At 48.9% G+C, this 22,522-nt stretch carries 9 protein-coding genes and 1 other RNA gene; 4 read left to right on the top strand and 6 right to left on the bottom strand.

The genetic code is table 11. From position 1 onward, the window contains the following. Positions 1-34: 34 nt before the first annotated feature. The 5 genes from CIL02_RS12600 to CIL02_RS12580 all read right to left on the bottom strand — a co-directional run bounded on the left by CIL02_RS12600 (position 35) and on the right by CIL02_RS12580 (position 10,897). A complete protein-coding gene (locus CIL02_RS12600) occupies positions 35-1,096 on the bottom strand; it encodes an EpsG family protein (RefSeq protein WP_094402199.1) in 1,062 nt (353 codons plus the stop codon). Positions 1,097-1,100: 4 nt separating this feature from the next. Next, positions 1,101-2,639, bottom strand: coding sequence for a hypothetical protein (locus CIL02_RS12595; RefSeq protein WP_094402197.1), 1,539 nt, complete (start codon positions 2,637-2,639; stop codon positions 1,101-1,103). 113 nt (positions 2,640-2,752) lie between these two features. After that, entirely contained in the window at positions 2,753-3,796 is a 1,044-nt protein-coding gene (locus tag CIL02_RS12590; RefSeq protein WP_094402196.1) for a chain-length determining protein, read from the bottom strand. A 35-nt stretch (positions 3,797-3,831) separates the two neighbouring features. Next, positions 3,832-6,366 (bottom strand): SLBB domain-containing protein, encoded by a 2,535-nt coding sequence (locus tag CIL02_RS12585; protein ID WP_094402194.1) that lies wholly within the window; start codon positions 6,364-6,366, stop codon positions 3,832-3,834. 205 nt (positions 6,367-6,571) lie between these two features. After that, entirely contained in the window at positions 6,572-10,897 is a 4,326-nt protein-coding gene (locus CIL02_RS12580) for a CotH kinase family protein (RefSeq protein ID WP_094402192.1), read from the bottom strand. Between the two features lie 131 nt (positions 10,898-11,028). Between CIL02_RS12580 and ssrA the strand changes: the two genes are divergently transcribed. The 3 genes from ssrA (at position 11,029) to CIL02_RS12570 (ending at position 16,388) form a co-directional block, all read left to right on the top strand. After that, positions 11,029-11,428, top strand: a transfer-messenger RNA (tmRNA) gene (ssrA, locus tag CIL02_RS12575). A 488-nt stretch (positions 11,429-11,916) separates the two neighbouring features. Beyond that, positions 11,917-12,054 carry a hypothetical protein gene (locus CIL02_RS16415; RefSeq protein WP_170935095.1) on the top strand — a complete coding sequence of 46 codons (138 nt, stop codon included), beginning with the start codon at positions 11,917-11,919 and terminating at the stop codon, positions 12,052-12,054. A gap of 179 nt (positions 12,055-12,233) precedes the next feature. Beyond that, positions 12,234-16,388, top strand: coding sequence for an RICIN domain-containing protein (locus CIL02_RS12570; protein ID WP_094402191.1), 4,155 nt, complete (start codon positions 12,234-12,236; stop codon positions 16,386-16,388). A gap of 638 nt (positions 16,389-17,026) precedes the next feature. Here CIL02_RS12570 and CIL02_RS12565 read toward each other — a convergent pair. Further along, positions 17,027-19,504, bottom strand: coding sequence for a DUF4859 domain-containing protein (locus tag CIL02_RS12565; protein WP_094402189.1), 2,478 nt, complete (start codon positions 19,502-19,504; stop codon positions 17,027-17,029). A 330-nt stretch (positions 19,505-19,834) separates the two neighbouring features. Between CIL02_RS12565 and CIL02_RS12560 the strand changes: the two genes are divergently transcribed. Continuing rightward, on the top strand, positions 19,835-22,438 hold the full coding sequence (locus tag CIL02_RS12560; protein WP_141210227.1) for a hypothetical protein: 2,604 nt from the start codon (positions 19,835-19,837) through the stop codon (positions 22,436-22,438). The last annotated feature ends 84 nt before the right edge of the window (positions 22,439-22,522 follow it).

Below are 22,522 nucleotides of genomic sequence, written 5' to 3'. Positions count from 1 at the left end.
AGTTTTTTCATTTTCTGTCACAAAACACCAGAGATTAACTTACTTCCCATAAGAAAACAAAATCGAGTAATCTTAATCCATAATTCATGAATATTATGGAAATGAGCATGACAATTATCATTCCAATCCACCTTGGGCGGATAGTATATGATATTGCAGGGAACAGCAAGACAATAACGATTCTTAGCAAATAACATACTCTTTCTGCCAATACCGGGAGGAAAGATAATGCAATATAAGAGAAAAGGGCAACGCCCAATATCTTTATCAAAATTGGATAACAATTAAGCTTATGTTCTATTGCTTTTGAGAATATTATTAAATAATAATAAATAAAGATAGACAACATAAGAAGCGGACTCACTATATTGACGGATACAGAAGCTGTGCCCATTTGCTCGGCTTTCTGATATAATATGAGCTTGTCACCTATATATGGTATGCTTGATGTCAATGTGGTATTTGTCAACAAAGTACTTATGACATAGGCTGTAGGAATCAATGCTATCAATAATATTTTCCACTTCATATTTAATGGCTTGCTCTTCAAAAACAAGAAAGGAAGAAGTATTATTGCGGAAATGTGGAAAAACGAACCAGCGAGTATCAGTAGGAAAGCCTTAAATCTTTTTCCCTCCGTTATGGGCTTTATAGCCAACAAGAACAATCCTGACATTATTCCTGTTCGTATCTGGGTAAGCTCATGTAGCTCATAATAGAAGCTGAGATACACCACGATAGGTAAGAAATAGTAAGAAGAATGCTGTCTAAATGCCATAAACTTGAACGCCACACCGAATAAGGCATAAAATAGAAACAAAGCATGAACATCTGTGGTGAACAAATTGAACAAGTTCGAGAGAAGCAAAAAGGAATAATCAACGGAGCCAAGCATATTTGAACTATAATAATTCCTGTATGCGGCCTCATAATTGTCGGAATCTGGATCTATACCAACTTCTCTTAACCCTGCTAGTATGATAAGTATAACTCCCAATGTAATATAGATAGTAATATTGTATTTCTTAGAAAGGCGATGCTCTAAGAAACACAATGTACTCGTCAATATGAATAATATGAGAATTATATATGGCATAACGTTAAATGTGTATCTTTTTCCTTATGTATTCTCTCTCTGTCTTTGAGGTTCCGATAAGACTGGTGAATATGATGGTAACCAGGATGGATGTAAAACAGACGGCTAATAGTCTCAACAGGCAATTGTGCACCATGGTGTGTACCCAGCCTGTAACAATCACATTAGCTATTGCTATTGACATACATGGAGCAACAAACTGCATAAGATAGTTTTTGATGGAAAAAAATCCATGATTGCAACGAAGAAAGAGCACTCTTATAGCATGAGCAAGGATGCAAAGCGAAATCATGATGACAAACAGACTATATGATGGTAACTTTATGTGAAACATCAGCCAAGTCAAAGGGACACAAGAAGCCATAAGGGTTTCGATGGTCATATGATAGTTCTTTATACGGCCAATTGATTGTATAATAATCGTAATAGGGTTGTGCAAAGCTAAACATAAACAGAATATTACGAAAAGGCATATATATAATGATGTGTTTTCTGGGACAATGCCAAGCCACAAGTTCAAGATAGTGCTTGTCTCCATAATAATTGGTATTGCAACACATGTTAAAAGTAAGAATATAGCTTTGTTGCACACGTAAAAAAGCTGTCCCAACAAGTCTTGTCTATCTTCTGCGTAGGTCTTTACCATCGAAGGTCTGAATGCCAAAACAATACTGTTTGTAAGTGACATGAAAGCATTATATACGTTAACAGCTATTCCGAAAGCGGCGTTGGCAACTGGCCCATAGTATATGTTCAGTAATATGGTACTTCCTTGTATCATGCCAACACTCGCTAAGGCTCCGTATAATGTCCAGCCTGAAAAAGAAAGCAATTCCTTGTATAGCTTACGGTCCTTGACATGAACATAACTGCATTCTGCATATCTGTGATGGGCTATAATAGCATATGTAAAGAAAACGAATATTGAAACAATGAACAGTCCTGTGCAATAATAAACCAGATGGTCATATGAGGAATAACTGATCATAATTGCAATTGCAAATTTTGCAATACACTCTATAGTCGAAATCAATGCGTAAATTCCCATTTGTTCATTAGAGAATACCGCAGCTGTATAAGGAACTTGTAGCAAAGAAAACACAAAGGAAAATAGTGAGAGATGAAATACTAGTATAGCTTCTGCTACCCTTCCATCAGGAATGGTCAATTGTGTATTGATGAACCAAAGCCCTAATGTTTCGAAAAAAACAACTATAAGTAGTGAAAAAACAAGACTTATATTCACTCCTGTCGAGAAAAGCGTCTTTAATTTGTCGAAGTCCCCTTTACCCATGGTATAGGAATAAAAGCGTTGCATCGACAAAGCTAATACAGGTATTAAACATGAACTTGTCATTACAACACCTGCTATGGCATTGTAGATACCATAGTCTTCTATTCCGAGCCCTTTAATGATATAACGTACAGAATAGAGATTGACAATAGTTATAATAAATATTCTGGCAAAAAGAACCATAGCGTTAGATGCTATTCTCTTTTGCCTTGCTTGTCCGAAATCATTGTCGCTATTATTATCTGTCATGTTTAAATGCTATTTTTCTTACATAGAGTATTCTTACCCTTTGGTATACTTGCATAGCTCCTCTACCATGGGATTGTGCATATATTGTTAATGTGTGTAATATGACAAAAAAATTACTCTTTAAGAAGGAGGTCTCTTATGGAATACAGACTCAATATAAAAGTTGCTAATATACACATTCCCAATACGAAAAGCATTCTCTTTGGCCCAGTTGGCTTTATGGGTACCGCAGCACCCTTGACAACTGTGAATGCAGGTGTGCGCTCCTGAACCTTTGCCTTGGCAGCCTGATATTGTGTCATGAGCGTGCTGTAGGTATTGAATTTCAGCTGCATGTCGTTCTCAAGGTCCTCCTGCTTGGCGCGGAAACTTTCAAGGGTGACATCGGTGTTAGCATCTGCATAGCTGCCATAGATCCGACGCGCGCTCTCATAGTTCTGTTTTGCCTCGTCCATGAGTTTCTTGTAGTATTGCTCATCTACACGGGATTTGTTCGTACGATAGTCTGTAATGAAGTCCTGCAGGCGTTCCTTTACGGAGTCGGCAAGTATTTTGCAGGCCAGTGCGTCCTGAGCTTGGGCAGTTATAGTTATCACTGCAGTTTTCTTGTCAACACTTATTGATATGTCGTCTCTAATCATGTTGGCGATGTCGTCCTGACGTTTTGATAACACGTATGGGCTGTTTTCCGTATTCCCCTTGATACCTTCTTCCTTAGTTGGTACCAGATCATTTATCCACTGGATAGGTTTGGACCACCATGGAGCCTGGTGATATTTTGTAAGATAGTCATAGTAGCTTGACTCTATCTCTCCGTCGGATGTCTTAATCCGTACCGAGAACAGGCCTACTACAAAACCGTTGTCTTCCATCAGGTCAGGATAGAGCATGGGGTTGATGGCGTCTGTCGTTTCCATGGAACCAAGGTCTATGCCGAATGATGATGCCAGTGAGCCAAGGGTACCTTCCATGCCCATGCCGCCGATTTCCGGAGCGAGGCTTAGGCTTGAGGTATAGGTTCTCGGTATGCAAAGGATGTAAGCGCATGAGAGAACAAATGTGATTGGCAAAACTTTGTAGAACAGTTTCCTTTCCGACCAAATTTTGCTGAATATGACCCTCAGGTCAATAACTTCAGGTGTTTTATTGTTTTCCATTTTAGACATTTTGCATGTTTGGCTTTCAGATAGCTTTATTTTACAATGTTAGCTATTGTTGCTATCATTGTTGCGAGCGATGCCACGCTGGTGCCGATAGTCAGTATCTGTGCAAGCGTGCGTGCATCCTTCTTGGGCTTGCTCGGCACGACAATCTCGCATCCGGGCATAATCTTGGCATTGTGGCCGACTTTAGCCACGGTACCATTCATATAAATGATGTACGTGTTGCTCTTCTTTGCTCTGTCACCCCATCCGCCGGCCTGGTCTATGTAGTATGATGCACGCTTGCCTTTCTCGTAAGCCACGGTGTTCGGGTACATTACGTCACCCGAGATTTTGACTGTTCCGTTGTATTCCGGAATGATGAGCCTGTCACCCTCACGCAGTACGATGTCTGCGTCACCGCCTGGTTCCGCTATCGCCTTGTCAAGTTCGATACCGACATAGTATGTGTTGCCCAAATCAAGTTTCTTGATGTCGAGGCTGTCATTGCCGCTCTGAGAGTTGAGCATATTGGTTATGGTCTGCATTCGAAGTTTCTCGTCAGGAGTGATGCGCCTCTCAAGACGTGCACCTGGAGTGTAGGCCAAATCGGTGACACCTCCGGCTTTTTTCAGTATGTCGCTGAGTCGCTCGTTTTTCATGGACAGGGTGTATGTTCCAGGGAACATGGCCTGACCTTCCACTTTGATGTTCTGTTGTGCGCTATAGCCCGGGCTCTTCCTGACATATACTTCATCGAAAGGCATTAGTGTGAAGCCCGGTGTGCCGTCGACAACAAATCCGTCCTTAATGGCGAAACTATATGTGCGGGCAATAATGGAGTCGTTGACTGTTGCTTTTGGGTCGCTCACGCGGCGTGCGACATCCACTTTCACCATTGATGCTGACTCGCGCAGTCCACCAGCCTGCAAGATGAAGTCCTCGATGGTCTCGTTGTCTGCATATTTGTATATGCCGGGGTAGTGTACCTCGCCATGTATAGTGATGGTGCGGTCAACCATGGCGTCTTGCTTTGTCGGAACGAAGAGTACGTCGTTCTCTTTCAGTGGAATATCGGCTGATGTACCGTTGAGGATGCCTGCAAGGTCTACGCTTACAACCTCAAGTGTACGGTCTGCCTTCATGCGGTGCATGACAGCGCGGTTGGTAAATGCCTCCTCTGTTATGCCTTCGGCATGTTCTATGAGTGAGCGTACGCTGTTGATGTTGTTGCCGAGTTGGTATAGTCCCGGACGGAACACCGCACCTTTCAGCTCTACGGTATTCTCGTATCGTGGCAGTATGGAGTCTACGCTCACGGAGTCGCCGTCGCTGACATGAAATGACGCCATGTCAAACTCCTCGATGTTGAATACCGAGCGCTGCTGCCCCGTTTTTCTCACCACTCTGACAGACTTGGTGTATGCGTCGCCAGCAAAACCGCCAGAGTATTTGAGCAACGTGCTTAAGCTCTCATTGCGTTTCATCTCATAGTACATTGGTCTTTTCACCTTGCCGGTGATGTTCACGAGACAGTCGTATGGCCCAACAACGATAACGTCGTTGTCTGCCAGACGGATGTTGCCTGTCAACTTGCCGTTGAGGATGTAGTCGTAGATGTCGACAACCGTTACGAGCTTGTTGTTGCGATAGACTTTGATGCTTCTGAGTGTTCCCAGCTCATTGGTTCCTCCTGCCATGTATAGTGCATGGAATACTGTTGCAAAGGCGGAGAGGGTATAAGTGCCCGGAACCTTTACCTCGCCCATGACGTTTACCATGATGGTCTTGGTTTGACCAACAGTGAGCTTTATCTGGCTGCTGCTGTACCGTGCGCCAAGAGTTGACCTGAGCTTGCTGTTGGCTTGTGCTACGGTAAGTCCGCTGACATGCACTGGGCCAAAGCCGTCAATGGTGATTTCGCCATCTGGAGATATTGTCCCCTCAATTGTTTTCTGAGATGCTCCATAGATGTCAATGAATACGGCATCACCAGGCCCGAGCTTGTAGTTCTGCGGCGTAGCGATGTTCATATTCGGCTCGAATGTCAGCTCCTTGTTGTTGAAAATGTCACGTCCGAAGACCTTCTTCTGGTCCAGTTCTTTCTCCTTCAGCAGCTGGTTGAGCCATTCTATAGAGTCGGTGGGCAGCAGCCCGCCCAGCTCGGCCTGCATCCTGATGAAATCCTCGCTGTTCTCGTCGTATGTCTGCTGCCATGTGGTGATGTCCTGGATGTGGTAGCTTGTTCCGGCATCTTTAGATGTTGTAATCTCTGGCGTATTTGAGTCCTTTGTCTTGCCGTTGTTCTGCCTCATTCTTGTCTCTGCGTCTCCAACGGCCTTGTCGGCAACATTTCCGAGTCCGCTCTGCTTTATCTGGCGTTCGTATTTTGCCTTTACCCTTCTGATTTGCTGGATGTCTACGCCGCGTTGCATGAGCTTGGTTACTATCTGCTGCTGTGAAGTTCCGGCATTATGCTCTTTAATTACAAACTGCATCAGTTGGTCATCAGTCATTGACGATTGTGCCGTAGCGAGCAACGGGCACATTATCAACAGTAGTATTGATAATATGTTTCTTTTCATTTTTGGAAACTGTTCTATTTTTTATGGTTGGTATTGTTATTATATAAAACTCTATTTTTTCAATTTTGTTGCAAAGTTAATCATTTTTATTTTATTAAAGTGGCTTTTCGTGGATAAATAAATGCCTAAACAACAGTCCGCACCAAGCAGGACCACGGAGAGGTACTGCTTGGTGCGGCAATATATACATGCATCCTAACAAATCTTACTTTCCAATCTTCATGGTTGCAGTCTTGCCGTTGCTGTCTGTAGCCTTGGCTATATAGCAGCCGTGAGGTAAGGCTGGGGCAGCAGATGTGCCGATGCCTCCTGTAATGTCAACAGCTGTCTCTGCGACCTTCTGTCCTCCGAGAGTGTATACCTCGATACTTGCCCATTCTGCATTAGACCTGACTATAAAGTTGCCTGCTGCCAGTCTCAGTGTTATGCTGTTGCCGATTGAGACGGTTTCGTTTCTGATACCAGAGACCTGTTCTTCGAGCATCTCGGCATACGAGGTCATGATATTGGCCTTGCCTATGGTTGGGGTTGTTAGATGATATATTCTCTGTGAGCCATCGGCATATCGTCCTATTGTAGAGAATCCGTCGTGTTCGGGATAGGTGATGGTGTCAGTCCATGACCCGTCTGCTGCCGTGATAGCCACGGTGCCTCCTGTGGCAGACAGCTTGAAGGTGGTATGCAGGTCTTGGGCAGTAGCCAGTTTGTCGCACCATACAACCATGTGTCCCTTGGCTGGGATGACGGTGCTGGCGTTTGTGTCACCCTTGGAGAGTATGCAGAGCCTTGGATTATTGGCATCGTTGCTTAGGAACATGCCTTCCACGTCTATAGGCTCGTCGGTGGTGTTATAGAGTTCCACCCAGTCGTTCTTCTTGCCATATTCGTTTACGTAGATATCGTTGGCTGCGCTTATCTCGTTGATCCTTATGGGAGTATATCCCTCAGAGATGGGGTTGTCCATAGGCTCGTAACACGCCACGAGGTCAAAGTCCTCATCCGGCATCGTTATCGTAGGCTCATTGTAAACGTAGTTGCCGCTGCTGGTGTCGAACAGGCCTTTCAGTTCGGCATCCCAGTATATGTCAGAGCTTGTCGTGTTGTTGTTGTGTACCTCTACGGCTATTACGTTATTGCCCTTCACCATGGCGTCGGTGCTTAGCTCCATTGTTCCTGTGTCTGGATTTCCCTGGGCGTAGGTGGTGCTCAGCGTATTGAAGTCAACGGTTCCGCCAGGCATGTTGTACCGTCCGGCTTCCTTGCCGTTGATGTATACTATGAAGCCGTCGTCGACAGTGAAGTTGAGGACTGCCTTTGTGGAAGTTGATGGTTTGGCATCAAGTTTGAAGGTCTGCCGGAAATAGTATGTCGGATATTTATTGGAGCTGTTTCCGCCATATTCTATTGTTGTGGCCAGATTGTCCTTGCCATAGCCGAGTGGGGCGTTGCCCTGTTTCCATCTGCTTGTGCTGTAGGATGTTGCTGTCCAGCTTGTGTTGTCCAAGCTTCCCTTGTCGTAATAAGTCCATTTGCTTCCGCGCTCGACGATTGTTGTCATGTCCTGCTGGCTGCTCTTCCATCCTGCGAACCTGTATCCGGCTGGTGCTACGGCGGTGATGGTCATTGGTGTAAACAGCTGTCCGTCGAATTTGCCGGTAGGAATGTCAATGCCGTTGAGTTCCAGCCTTGCCCCCTTTGTGTCGCTGCTGAGTTTTCCGCTAACAGCAGTCTTGTCGCTAATCTGCATTCGCCAATAGTTTTTCAGAGCATTGGTCATTGTCGGTTGTCTGTTGGCCAGGGCATCCTTCACGCTGTAATATGTATTGTAGGGACTCTCACCATTGAAAGCCATTTCAGGAGCCACCTTGTTTACGAGACTGTCCAGTATCTCGTTGCATCTGGTCGGCTCAAACACGCTACCGCCCATTATGCAGTAGGTGTCTATGAATTTCTTTCTGAAGTCAGTGTTCTTCAGCATGTTCAGGAATATGGTGACGAAGCGTATCTCTGCCGTTATTTGTGGCAGCCCGTTATACAGCTTGTTGAAGGTGTAGGTGTTTTTCCATTCGAACGTGTTGAAAGGGTCAGGGGTGCTGAAGGCGAAGTCAAGGTCGAAGGAAACGAAGCGGAACTTACCGTTTTCGGTAAGTCTGAAGCCTTTAATGTTGTTCTGTGGCCAGTCTGTTCCGCCAAGGTACATCATTGCCGCCATGTAGTTGGCATATTCGTCAATGTCAACCATGAGCTTTATCTCCTCGTAGGTGTCGTTATTGGCAGCATCTGCCGACAGGTCGTACCATTTCATGAAGTTGTCTATGGTGCCCTCCTTCTGTACATATCCGCTGTCGGGGCTCATCTCGAACTGGTCTATCAGGTCGTCGTCCCATCCGTAGTTGGCATAGACATAATGTTTGTTGTTCGGCTCACGCATATTTAGCACTCCGATATACTTACCGTTCAGGAACTCGTGTACTGGCTGGTAGCTCTGCAGGTCGATGTCGATGCCTGACATTTGAATTATCGTTTCCAGAGCGGCATCCTTGAAGCGGCACGAGTTGTCGTTGCCTCCGTTTCTCACCTGTAAAGTCCTGTTTCTGATATATGGCTTGGCCTCGAAGAACGGGTAGCTGAGGTTCTTGTTGCCACCAAGTTCCTTGTCACCTTTCAGTTTGAAAGAGTGGGGGGTCCATGCTCGGCTCCATCCTCCGCACATCTCGAGGTTTACATCCTGGTTGAACACCATTTGCCCCTGTTCGTTTATGTACGACATGTTGACGGGCCGTTCCCAGTCCATGTTCCAGTTGCATGGCGAACTTTGTCCGTTGCCCGGCTTACCGTTTACTCCCTGTACGTATACTCCCAGTGAATCATCGTAGAGGAACCTTGGGTCAGACACTACGGACAGTACAGGTATCTTGAATTCCTTGTCCCATTTGATATACGAGCGGGTTGTTACCGGACTTGCCATCATGCCGTCGGCGAAGAGGCGGAACCTGAAGTTGGTAGTGCTGCTGATGCTGAACACTCCTGTGCTTGAGCTCTTTCCGTTGGTTTCTGTTGGCAGTGTGCCGTCGGTGGTATATCTAAGGCTTGTGCCTGACGGAATGTCGACGGTAATATTCATGGTAGACGTAAACACCTGCGAGCCTGCTGATACCGCTGGTGCGCTTAGTTGTGCAGAGCCGAATGTGGATGAGCTGTTGCTCTTGCCTGGTGTGGGCTTGTCGGTGTTGGCCCATATGTCTCCGCCATCGGTGGTTCTCGCAAAGCTGATGCGTTCCAGGCTGGCAGGGTAGGAGGCCGAGGCAATGACGGTTCCGTTGTCATCGCTGATGATTACCTGACCGCCGTCAACATCGAGCTTTATGTTGGCGTTCGACGGGCACAGCTCGCTGTTCTCAAACCATATCACCTTATAACCCTTGGCGGGCAGCACACCGTTGGCAGGTGTCGTTCTCCACATCTTTGTATTTGTGGGGTCGTTGCTCAGCCATAGGCCAGAAAGGGTAACGCCCTTGTCTGAGGGGTTGTAGAGCTCTATCCATCCGTCAAACTGGAAGGCAGGACTGACAAACTCGTCAACGTTAGAGGCCATTATCTCGTTTATCACAAGCGACTGTGCTGTAGGAATGTTCTCCTCAACCTCTACGAGGCATGAGGCCGAGACATTACTGCCGTCGGTAGCCGTGGCAGTGATGGTTGCCTTGCCGCGACCTACACCGAGGATGTTGCCTTGTTCGTCAACGGTGACGATGCCTGTGTCTGATGACGACCATGAGAGCTTCTTGGTTGTGGCGTTAGATGGTTGTATGGTGGCTGTCAGCTTGCGTGTCTCGCCCAGTTGTATTGTCATTTCCTGTTCTGGAAATACAATCTCGCTAACATATGTTCGAACACCCCAGTATTCCAGTTTCCAGTTGTCCAGACATGTCCAGTCTCCCCCGATAATGATGTCTTTCTTTATGCCGATGGTAAGCTGCCCGTCGCTACCCACTTCTACCTCTACCGAGTTCTGGTAGTACCCGGCATTGAACCAATAGTCGGCAGCTTCCATGTTGTTCGGGATGTATAGCCTCTTTGTGCCAACGTTGCTCACCGCGCCACCGAGACTGTTCTCCAAGGCCGCGCTTGATGCCAAGGCGATGCCTGCCGATTGGTCGTCAACAGAAGATGTGGCATATAGTTTTGCATACTGATAGTCAGCATAGTTGCCCGAGGTGTATGTGTTGTAGTCGTTGGCGGAGCTTCCGCAGCGGTAGAAGGCGTTTACCGATACGCGGTACTTGCCCGGTACCACGCCTGTAATAACCTGATAGGTGTTGAAGTTCTTCTGATAGTGTTCCGCATTCTCTTTCGGATTGGCGGAACCAAAGGCCGTGCCAAGCCAGCCGGTCGATATGTCATTGCCGTCGAAGCGCGGATTAACAACAAAATCATCTGTTATGTCTATCCAGCTGTCTTGGGCAGAGACCTCACTGGTATACATTAAAATTGCAGTCAGAGCTGATGCAATAAGGTACTGTCGGTTCATAAAGCTTTTGTTATTAGGTGTATTATGCTGCAAAAGTAATAAAAAAAACGTGACGGCAAAAGTTTTTTGTGCGGTTTTGCTCTCGATGTCAGTTTTTTGTTGTATCTTTGCAGCACGTATCACGTATTCTTGGGGTTGACATGGATTTGACGGCGAGATGAAATGGTACGTAAGCATGCGGAGCCTCGTCTGCTATCTCCATAAACGAAGTGGACAGAAATTTAATTGGCGAAAACAACTACGCTCTCGCTGCCTAATCGAAGTACAGTAGATTACTGGCTTTATCCCGTCACCAGGTGACAGGACGAGACATCGCTCCAATGATGTTGTTCCGAATCGGAGGGTCAAGCGGTGCAGGAAAATCGGAAATAGCCTGTATAAGCCCCAGTGTGCAGGTGAAATTTTAGGGGATAAGGCATTGGTTGGTAGTCCGGTTCTTGCTGATGCCCGAAAACATTGTCCGGAATAAGCATGTAGAAAGCGTATGGTTTCCTTGTGCGGACGTGGGTTCGAATCCCACCAGCTCCACCTACTTCTAATGTTAAGGCGAGGGAATAGCGGCCGCTATTCCCTCGCCTTAACGTTGTTTTTTCTGGGTTGTTTGTTCTTGTAGACTGCTGCAAATTGGATTCGGCAGAAATATCCTGGGGGCTACAGTGACCCGTATGGTGAGTCTTTCCTCCCTTTTCTCTTATCCGGAATAGGACTGATCGATTGATTACCATTTATAGCAGTGTGCTCTGTATTTGTTACCTTCATTGCCGCTAAGGTTATAAGTCTTGTCTGTGGCGTATTCATATTTGCGGTTCATGCTATATCTCGAGTGACAATATATTGTTGCGTGGTCGATGCATATATATATCATTGCCGATAAGGTTAATAACCTTTCGGGCGTAAGGTTATTAACCTTTCAGCCGTAAGGTTATTAACCTTATCAGGGATGCAAACGTATTCATCTCCTATGACAAACGGTTTCACCCACTTCATTTAATAATATATTTCAGGAATAATAAAAGGTATTGCACAGCTCAATAACTTGGTGCGACTTTGCCGTCGCATTTGAGATGCAATGGCGAGTGTGGGCTGCAGCTCAGCATAGCTCGAGCGAGCTCGGCTCTGCACTGACATTCATCGACCTCGAACGCGACTCGGCATAGTTCAAGTAAACTTGACTCTGCCCTCGCTGCTTTCTTTGTTCGCCTTGCACCACCCTTGCAAAGTCAAATCCGAAGAGTGGATTTGTTAAACTATTTTAATATAGTCCTTCCTTTTCACATGAACTTGGATTTTTTTAATATCTTTGTTACTTTATAAACCCAAAAAATTCACATACCATATGAAATACCATAAATCTCTGGTCTTCATGATTCTCCTCCTGCTGTGTTGCAGGATGTCAGCTCAGCAGTTGTGCAGCAACATCGTGAAAGTGCCGTTCTGCGTCACTGATACTGGACAGCCGACACCCATCAAGTGGGGCATGGACACAGCCTGGGATGACGAGGGTAACGTGTTGCGTGGCATCAATTTCATCGGTGCCGACCGTCTCACCTACGGCCGGGTCTCCTTCCAGGTGATGGACCCTGTGAATGCTGATGGCACATTGTCTGCCCGGCAGCAGAAGTTTTTGCAGTCGCGATTGCAGCATATCGCACTGAGCAAGCCCACGGGCATTCTACTCAACAGCGACCCCGTAGACATTAACGTGGACATCTTCACCCACCACCCCGAACAGTGGTACAAGGTCATCAAGGCAACGGTGAAATATGTGCAAGACTACGGACTGAACGTGGTCTCTATCGCTCCCTTCAACGAGCCGGATGTGACGGCCAGCAATCAAGGAACGAAGGACGACTTCAAGGCTGTGGCCAAACTGCTGAAGGAAGATCCCGAGCTTGCCGGCATACGCATTTGCGCCGGCAACACCTGCAACAACGATGGCGCCATGGAATGGTATCAGCACATGAAGCCATACGTCGATGAAGGGAATACGCACCAGCTGGCCGGTGATTTCGACCACTATGCCGATTTCTATACTGCGGTGAAAGCCGACGGCAACGTGGCTACGAACGACGAGCTGCACAACGTGATGGAAGGCATCGTGGGCGCACAATACGGTTTGGAGAATGGCATCTGGTGGGGAACGGTTGGACCTACACGAGGTGACTTCTGTCTGGCCACCAGCCCTGGCGGTATGCGCCTGGGCTATGGCGAGAATCGCGCTGCATGGACTGGGGCTGCTGTCTACAGGATGCCCGACGGCCGCATCAAGGCATTTGCAGGCGCCAGCGAGCGACAGGCCTCACCATGCACCTATGAACTGGTAAGTACAGACAAAGCAGTGTATTTCGATGGCTATGGCCCCGCTTACACCTACCCCGTCTCCCTGCCCGGTGGCTACCGTTTTGGCGACAAGTACCAGCAAAGTGCAGAGCGCAGCATACAGATATGCCAAGGTGAGGACGTGCCTCTCTGTCCGCTGACAGGCAGCAACTACATCATCGTCAACAAGAAAAGTCAGAAGGTGCTGACAATTCTGTCAGGCTCCACAGCTAATTCGGCAACCGTAGGCCAGTACGAAGACAAGGACTATGCCTACCAGCAATGGACGCTGGAAGCCCTAAAGGACAATGGAGGCGACCTCACGGGGTTCTATATCCACAGCCTGCGCAATGCGAACATGAACCTCGAGACTGCGGGCTTTCAGGTGAAACCCGGTGCCACGGTGAGCGTCTATCCCGTGACAAAGGCAGAGAACCAGCGCTGGACCTTTGAGTATGCCAGCGACGGTTACTACAAGATTCGCAACTACCAGTCGGGACTCTATCTTGAGGTGGCTGGCGGAAGTTCATTCAACAACGCCACCGTGCGCCTGTGCACCGAGGCTACCGACGACCACCAGCTGTGGAAACTCCTACCCATCGATGCGCCCTGCGAACGTGTGGCTCCCACCGTTCCGTCGGGACTGAAAGCCACACCGGGCATAAGCACCATCGAACTCAGCTGGGAAGCCAACACTCAGGACAAGGACTTCAATGGGTATATGGTGCTCCGTGGTGAAAAGAACGCAGCGGGAACAATTGAATACGACGTCATCGGACGACAAGTCATGGATAATCGTTTCACCGACAGCGACTGCCGCCAGAACACCATCTACTACTATGCCCTGCAAAGCGTGGACTACTCCCAGAACCGCTCCGACAAATCGGAACCTGTGGAGGCGGCCCTGAGCGGACAGCGTGGACTGGTGGCGAAGTACGATGGCAGCTCGGCAAGCGATATTCGCATCCCGCCCGCTGCCCTATGTCTGGCACAAGCCACCATCGCTGCATGGGTGTATAACCCAGGCCGCTTGGCCGAGAACAGCCGCCTCTTTGACTTCGCTGCCAACGACACGCGCCAGGCCGTACTCTTCCTGAACCAAGGGGGAAACATCGTGCTGACGGTACAGGACGGCGAGCATGTGCAGACCATCAGCGGCGGAAAGCTGCCCGAAGGCTGGCATCATGTAGCCGTGACCATCGGCGAGGGCATGACAAAGGTCTATCTCGATGGTGAGCCGAGTGGAACTGGCGCGGCGCCATCTGTCGGGCTTGCTGACATCCGGCCCGTGTGCAACTACATCGGTCGTGGACAAGACGCGAGCGTACCACCGATGGATGGACGAATTGACGACCTGCGCATCTACAACTATGCGCTAAGTCCCGCAGAACTCCAGTCCGTGATGGGCGAGACCTCTTCACACGGCGATGAGAATGCATGGCCCGAGCCTGTACTGCCATCCAAGACTATAGCGGAAATCAGCTCTGCAGAAGTCCTCTACCTCTACAACGTGGATGCCGACGCCTTCGTCACTTACGGAATGAGCTGGAACACCCAATCGGTGGCACAGCGTCTGGCAAAAGGCGACCGCAGTCTGGACAACCGATTCCGAGTAAAAGTAACGAAATTGGCTGGAGACAAAGTCAGACTCTCGATGGCGGACAAGGCCAACGCATACATCGGATGCCTCCCGGATGCCTGCAACGTTTGGAGCGACCGTTCGGCTGAGGAAGCCACATTCACGTGGCAAGAGACATCCACAGCCGCCGGAAGCACGTATGCCTTGATATCAAATGCACAAAAGGACTATCTCGACGTGTCCTATGCCTATGGTGGTCCCCTGACCACGCGCCACGGACGTGGTTTCACGCGCTGGGCTTTTATCGCGCCGAAAGAGATTTCCTCCCAGTCATACGCCAAATACAAGGAACGACAGAAGCTGTTTGCCCTCCGCCAAGCTATTGCCGACTCAAGAAAAGAAGAGGCTTATGCTGCTAACATTCAGGCTGCGGCCCAAGTCTATCTGAATGCCGATGCAACGGTGGCAGAACTGCGTGCGGCCGCTCGCAAACTGGTTCTGGCCGTAGCGGAAGGTCTCACGAGCAGCATAGACGCATCCTGCCTGTTCGACAACGCTGACATGCTTGGAAATGCGACCACGACCGACTGGACAACTGCTTCAACCACCATTAAGGACGGAAACATCGAGATGTTCCACAAGCCCTTTACCCTCACACAAACGCAAACCGACCTGCCGCTGGGCATCTACGACATCGTGTTACACGCATTCTATCGCAACGACAATGCAGACAAAGTGCCTGTTGTGACTGCCGAGGCCACGAACACCGTGACGGGAACGGTGGTTGAGTGGCAGACGGTGGCAGACAACGAGGTGATGATGACAGCCGCCGAGACGACTGCCGGTGCGGCACAGACGCTAACCAGCGACCTGGCACAGACAGTACTGAAAGATGCGGTCGTGGACAATCACCAAATGACGCTGTCCGCAACAATCTCCAGCAGCACACAATGGGTCAATTTCCAAGGCTTCGAAATAAAATACCGACAGCCGTTTGTCACTGTGGAGATACCACAGTCGGGCTACACCACCTTCTACTATAGCGACCAGAGCTTCCTGCTGCCCGAAGGCATGGAGGCCTACACATTCCGCGAGACAACCCAAGACTTTGCCGTCAGCCAGCACTTCACGGCTCCAGGTACCGTGTTGCCCGCAGGACAAGCCGTTGTACTTGGTGCTCAACCAGGGAGATATACCATGCTACCCACCACGAAGAAGAACAGCCTCGACTCCAGAAACCAGCTCCGAGGCTCCGACGAGGACCAACTGACCCACGGCGGCACTTTCTACTACACTTTATGTGAGAACGAAAACCACCAGATGGAATGGAACTGGACTGCAACAGACGGAGCTGTATTCAAGAACCCGGCACACAAAGCATACCTCATCTCAAGACGCTCCACCAAGCAGCCATCCATCCTTACAGAACTGCCATCTGTCGTGGCTATACAGGCCGTGCAGACAGAAAACCGCCCCAACTCCAAGGCAATCTACAATCTGGCTGGCCAGCAAGTAAAAGCCCAATCCTCGACAACCTTAAATGGGCTCCCGCGCGGCATCTATATCGTGAATGGCAAGAAAGTCGTACGCTGACGCCTCTCCTTTGGAGGCAATTGCCGAACACAATACCGTAAAGACTGCAACAGACGTTTTACTATCAGAGAAGTGATTCAAGGGTGTGTCAAAATTTTGACACACCCTTGATAATTCCTACACCCACACAAAAACCCAGGGCTGCTCGGCCTGAAAGGCCAAAAGCTGCTAGCCCAGGGTAGAGCGTAGCGACACCCTGGGTTATTTCATGTAGGTGATGGTCGCGCTGAACCAAAGGTCGCCGGCTGAAAGGAAAGGCAAAGCGCAAAAGCGTAGACAACAGCAGGACAAATAACGCTTTTGCGCTTACAGCGCGCATGGACAATGTCTCCTTACACCCAGGGTGCCGCTACGCTCTACCCTGGGCTATGTGCTTCTGCGCTTACAGCGCGTGCTGGTCAATGTGTTTTTGATGAGCAAGTAGTCAGAGTAAATAAGGAACAGTCCCATTTTGGGTACAACAAACTGGACACCCTATCAAACTGGACACCCTAATAAAATTACTGCAAAGGCCGACTTCTCCGTCATTCGAGAATGTTGACACAGGCGGTTAAGATATCGTAGACGATAAGGCCCCTGAGCGTTATTTGCTCAGGGGCCTTGTCAGTTGTCCTGTGTTTTGGCAGTGTGCCAAGATGTTATTTTATGATTACCTTCTTGTTGTTCATGATGTAGATACCCTTAACGGCTTTCTTCACTTCACGTCCCATGAGGTCATATACCTTGTTGGCAGTTGTGGCGGTAGCGTTGATGTTGCTGATGCCAGTGTATTCACCCTCATTGAGCAGGTTAACAATGTATACAAACAGCTTGTCACCATTTATGAAACCGAACTGGACGGTAGTCTTGAACTCAGGGTTTTCAATTTCCTGGTTAGTGTAGGTAATAGCCTGATAGTTGCCGTCTGTCTCCTTAATGATGTAGATACCCAGGTCGCTCATGCCTTGTGGGTCGCAAGAGCCGTCAAGACGGAACGAAAGGCCTGTCTCCATGTTTACTGGGTCGCTCCATAGGCCTGATGCCGTCTGGCCAACCATGCAATCAGCAAGCTCGTCAATGGTAAGGTCGAGAGCCGTTGCGGCTTCAGTAAGGTCGATAGGAGTTTTCAGTTCTTCCATCCCGACAGACAGAGGCAGGATGATATTCTTCTCGCCTACTAACTCCAGACTCTTCAGCTCGCTTACGAACTGGATGTTGAATTTTACCTCAACCATCTTGTGTGTGTCGTCGTTGGCAAGGTAGATTGGCACAGTCATAGTGTTGCCGACAACGTTCTTTCCTGTACCTGGCATCTGGTAAATGGTGAACTTACCAGAGCTGAGGTCGTAGCATATACCTACGGCAGCATTGCTACCCCAACCAGTACCGACACCGTTCTCGTTAACCCAAGCACCTGGAGCAGGGGTACATGGATACTTGCTTGCCGGTACCCACTTCTCGCCGGTTGCTGCAAGGTCGTCATCGTTGTTGAGCACATACATAGTAGGATTGGTGGTTCCAATCAGCTCGTTTACAGTCTCTGGTGTGAGGGTGTAGAATGTCTGAGTGCCTTCTGATACATCGTAACTTTCGTTAGGAATGATCTGTACGGCAGCAGGGCGTGTAGCTACGATTTCCCAGCCAGACTGGTCTTCGGCCTGTTTCTCGACAATGTTGAATGTTATGGTTACGGTGTAGTAGTTGGTACCATTCACGAAGTAGAGTACGGCGGTGTAAGACTCTCCGACATTGCTTTGTACACCAGCGTAAAGACCGCCAGTCATTGACGTGTAGTCGTTTTCAGTCACAGGCTCTACGAACAAGGCAGCGGAAGCGCCCCAGCTACAAACCATACCCACATCTGTCAGCCAGTAACCGCCACGGTTAGCGGTAGGATTGCCTGTGTAGAATGCGTCCTCCTCAGCAAGGCATTTCAATGTTATTTCGCTTGATGCGCAGCCAAGAGCCTGAGCGATAGCCTCGATGTCGATAGAGAACGGTACGGTCTGATAGTCAACGAACGAGTTGTTGAATTGGAGCGAGATATCCGTGTTGCCCACACATGTCATTTCCTTAATGCTCTCTACGGGAGCAGCCTCGCACTTGAGGTTGACGGTGAGTTTCACAGCCTTGTCACCATATATGATGTAAATGCTTGTGTACAGGGCGGCTTCTGCCTTGAGGTTGCCAGGATATTGTCCGAGATTACCTGTGAGGATGCCTGTCTCCTGGTCAAGAGTGAGGGCCTCAATGAAGAAGATGGCGTCACCTCCGTATGAGCAGGCTGCACACTCGTTGCTCTTCTCGCCAATGTTCTCGCCTTCAGAATAAAGCAGTTGCTTGTACCACCAGCCAGGAGCACCAGCTGTGTATACGTTTGTCAGAGAGTCCTTTCCTGTACCAAGAGTTGCATCAGCATCCTGTGCGTACAGCACTTTTGACATCAAGAGTGCCAGCCCTGCGTTGTCTGTTCCGAGCAGCTCGGCAACGCCAGCGAGGTCGAACGAAATCTGAGTAGCCTCATAGCCCTGGTTGTCAAGACGGGTTACGTCCACCGACTTCTCTGCAACGACGTTCAGCTCAGATATCTTTACCGTTGTGGGCACTGGAGCATCAGGCAATTTCTTTACAGTGTAGTTGATGTCGAAGGTGGCTGTCTTGTCACCATATACAAGGGCGAAGGTGTGGTCGATGACAGCACCCTCAGCAAGGAAGTCGGGGAACTGGCCTACATAGATGCAGTAGAGGTCCTCGTTGGCATCCCATTTGTTGCCTCCGAAGAATGCGCTTTCTTCTCCGTACGTATGGAGGTTTCCGTCAAGTCCAATCCAGAACTCACCAAAGTTGGCATTGTACTCGCCGGTGAATGTACCGTCGGCGTTCTTGCTCTGGAACATCTTTGTTGTTCCGTCAGAACCAGCCTCTTTCCACTCGTCAAGGGCTTTTACGAGAGTGGCTGTGTCGGTTCCAAGCTGCGTTGCTACCTTGGTTAGGCTGAACACTGCCTCCACAGACGAATAGTCGGAGTTGGCATACTGCTCCACCTTGGCACTGAACTGTGCGTTGGCTGTCATGGTCATAAGAAGACCTGCGGCCAATGACAACAGACGTGATGTCATAGAAGTAATAATTCTCATAGTTTAACAGTTTTTAGGTTGATAATTTATTTGTTTGATTTTCATGATTGATTGCTGTTGGGTTAGTGTCTATGGTTTCCTGTTCCGCACCTTAAACATCGCAAAGCTAAAAAAAAATATTGAAAAACATGGTCGTGGCGATATAAAAAATATTCTATTGGACGTTTTTTTTATCTATTTAGACTATTTTTCGGCTGCCTCAGCTGTATGAACAAAAAAAAGCGTGACATTCAAAAAAAAAAGGAAAAGACCTTGGCTGTTAACTATTATTTTTGTATTTTTGCCACACCTAACATATAGCCGACTGTCGAGACTTTATTACACCTAAATATGAAACAACAGTTAACAACCTTTCGAAGGACACTGGCAACTGCAGCTGCCTTGTCTGTTGCCAATATGGCATTTGGCGTCGTCATTCTCGGGACAAAGGTCTCGAGCACAGATGCGTCTGTACAGTCGGATGAGCACCCATTGTCGCTTATAGTAGATGGAAAGTTCACAGGAAATGACTACTGGAGCAGCTATGCCGGACAGGACAAGTACGGCGAGTACCAATATGTGGAGCTGAACTGGAGCTACAACGCCACCATCACAACCTCGACAATCTATTGGGCAGTGGATGGCGACAGCATACAGTTGCCCACCGATTTCTATATAATGATATGGGACGGCCATGAGTGGCAGCGCGAGGAATTGGAGTTTGAGGGTTTCGACGCCGCGAACAGGAGTGTTACCAAGCAGGTGTTTACTGCCAACAGGCTTCGGATCTACATGAAGAGCGACAAGGCATGCGGTATAAAAGAGGTGAGGCTTGTGGGCGAGCTGGATGAGACATGCCAGATGGCAACATTGACAGACAATAACGCCACACAATATTATATGGGAGAGCCGCTGACGCTCAGTCCCACGGTGACAGTTGATGACGGAGACCTCAGTCAACTGATATGGAACTGGACTTCGGAAAAGGAGATTGTCTCCACAACGGACGAGCTTACCGTGACGGCACCGGGTGTGTATACTGTGACATGCCAGAGGCCTTGCGGCTCAATAGCATCGCTGACATATACTATAAAAGATCCCAACGTGACATTTACTTGGCCTGACTACCAGTCGACACTGTGCTACAACTACCGCTACGACTACCCCGAGGGCGTTCCTGCACCAACTAAGATGCTGCCCGAGGACGTGGGACAGGTAGGCGTGAAGACCTACGGCTGGTGGGCTTTTGCCTGGGGCAAGAACCGCAACGCCTATGTTACCGATGAGGCCATAGACGGACTGCTCAAGAAGATGGACGAGGACTTCGGCTATTTCCGCAACACACTTGGCTGGCTTCCCGACAAACGCGCCAGAAGAGGCTACTACAGCACCATCTACCTGTATGGCAGCGGACTGTATACCGATAATGCCGACTCTTTGGCACGTGGCGGCTGGCAGGGTGCTACATGGTACAAAAATGAGAGCTGGCCGATGATACACCTGTCGTACTATCCTGTGGCATGCTTTGACCCTGACTTCACCTACTGCAAATATGGCGACCCGCAGAACGGTATATCGCTTATAGGTAATGTCACCGACCAAGTGGGACAGCAGAATGCCTGCGTGCATGAGGGCATACACGCCGTGTTTGCCGACCTTGAGGGATGCAAGAACGCTGCATGGTTCCAGGAGAGCGGCAACACGTCGATGCAGGCCGATGCCGAGCTAAGCAAGACACCAAATGCCGTACCGTCGTCCATGGGATTTTTGTCAGGCAGCAATATGATAGCTCCGTTCCAGCCCATCGAGTGCTATTCGGGATGGTTGCAGGATGGATCGTTCGGAGGTCCGAGCGCAGAGGGAGTGAACATGTTCAACTCCAGCGGAGCCCAGCTCTGTACATGGCGCAATCTTCTGGGCGGCAACCAGTATGGCGAGTTGTTCGCACACTTCCTGTCAGTACGCTTCGGCGACGGAGCACTTCCATGGGTATGGAGATATTGCAAGAACAGGGTTCTCGACGGTATTGCCGACTCTATCGGAGGTGACGAGACACGTCGTCTCATCATGGAGTTCAGGGCTAAGCAGGCAACCATCGAGTTCGGCAAATGGACCGCGGCATCAAGGGCATTGCTCACATCCAACTGGCTCATCAACATTAAGCCGGAGGGCAACACGGCCGGAGGAAACTGGCTGAAGAACGTGGAGACATGGAAGGCAACATGCTATGCCAAGATGTCGAAGTGCGACGAGGTGGACTCGGCTGGATGGTGGAAGCCTGAGTACAGGACGACACCGGGATGGAGCGGCTCAAATATCGTGCCCATACACGTGAGCGGCAACAAGGGTGACTTAGTGAAAATACATTTCAAGCCCCTCGGACAGAACATGACCTGTCAGCTGTGCTTCAGAACCAAGCGCGGACGCTGCTACTACTCCGAGCCTGTTGTTGGAGAGGGTGACGTGATGATGATACTGCCCGACGCACCAGCCAACAAGGTGCTGTTTGCAGTGGTCTGCAACACCGATTATATATATACCGGCGAGGCTCAGCGCAAGACGCATTACGACTACAGGCTCCAGATGCTCGACAATGCATATATGCCCGGCAACGAGCAGCTGAAGTGGTTCAACTATACGTCTACCATTACCGACAACAACTTTGTGGCTGGTATCAACAACGAGCTGGCCGACCAGGAGCAGGGCACGACTTTTGGCTTGCAGGCTGCTCAGACCAAGGTTAGGGCAGGCGAGACTTTGCCACTCACATTTACTGGTGCCTCTACATGGCAGGTGCAGGTGCGCATGTTCTCGGCCAACGGCGGACTGGTATATGCTCAGAGCCTGTTGAGGGATGGCGGCTTCAGCATCCCTGCCAATACCGCACCGGGACTGTACGTGCTGCAGGCCGTAAGCGGAGCTGACAAGGCTGCTATAAAGATAGTAGTAGAGTAAGTTGCTACACATTATTATATATATATAACAGGTGCAGAAACCGGGTAGTATATATTATTAGGTGTAGGAACCGGGAAACAAAGA

The sequence above is a fragment of the Prevotella sp. P3-122 genome, assembly GCF_002251365.1.
Classification (GTDB): Bacteria; Bacteroidota; Bacteroidia; order Bacteroidales; family Bacteroidaceae; genus Prevotella.
This window is presented reverse-complemented; position numbering and strand designations above follow the sequence as displayed.

What these genes read in the sequence shown, in the direction of transcription:
- CIL02_RS12600 (WP_094402199.1), bottom strand. Translation starts at nt 1,096, where the DNA reads ATGCCATATATAATTCTCATATTATTCATATTGACGAGTACATTGTGT.
- CIL02_RS12595 (WP_094402197.1), bottom strand. Translation starts at nt 2,639, where the DNA reads ATGACAGATAATAATAGCGACAATGATTTCGGACAAGCAAGGCAAAAG.
- CIL02_RS12590 (WP_094402196.1), bottom strand. Translation starts at nt 3,796, where the DNA reads ATGGAAAACAATAAAACACCTGAAGTTATTGACCTGAGGGTCATATTC.
- CIL02_RS12585 (WP_094402194.1), bottom strand. Translation starts at nt 6,366, where the DNA reads ATGAAAAGAAACATATTATCAATACTACTGTTGATAATGTGCCCGTTG.
- CIL02_RS12580 (WP_094402192.1), bottom strand. Translation starts at nt 10,897, where the DNA reads ATGAACCGACAGTACCTTATTGCATCAGCTCTGACTGCAATTTTAATG.
- CIL02_RS12570 (WP_094402191.1), top strand. Translation starts at nt 12,234, where the DNA reads ATGAAATACCATAAATCTCTGGTCTTCATGATTCTCCTCCTGCTGTGT.
- CIL02_RS12565 (WP_094402189.1), bottom strand. Translation starts at nt 19,504, where the DNA reads ATGAGAATTATTACTTCTATGACATCACGTCTGTTGTCATTGGCCGCA.
- CIL02_RS12560 (WP_141210227.1), top strand. Translation starts at nt 19,835, where the DNA reads ATGAAACAACAGTTAACAACCTTTCGAAGGACACTGGCAACTGCAGCT.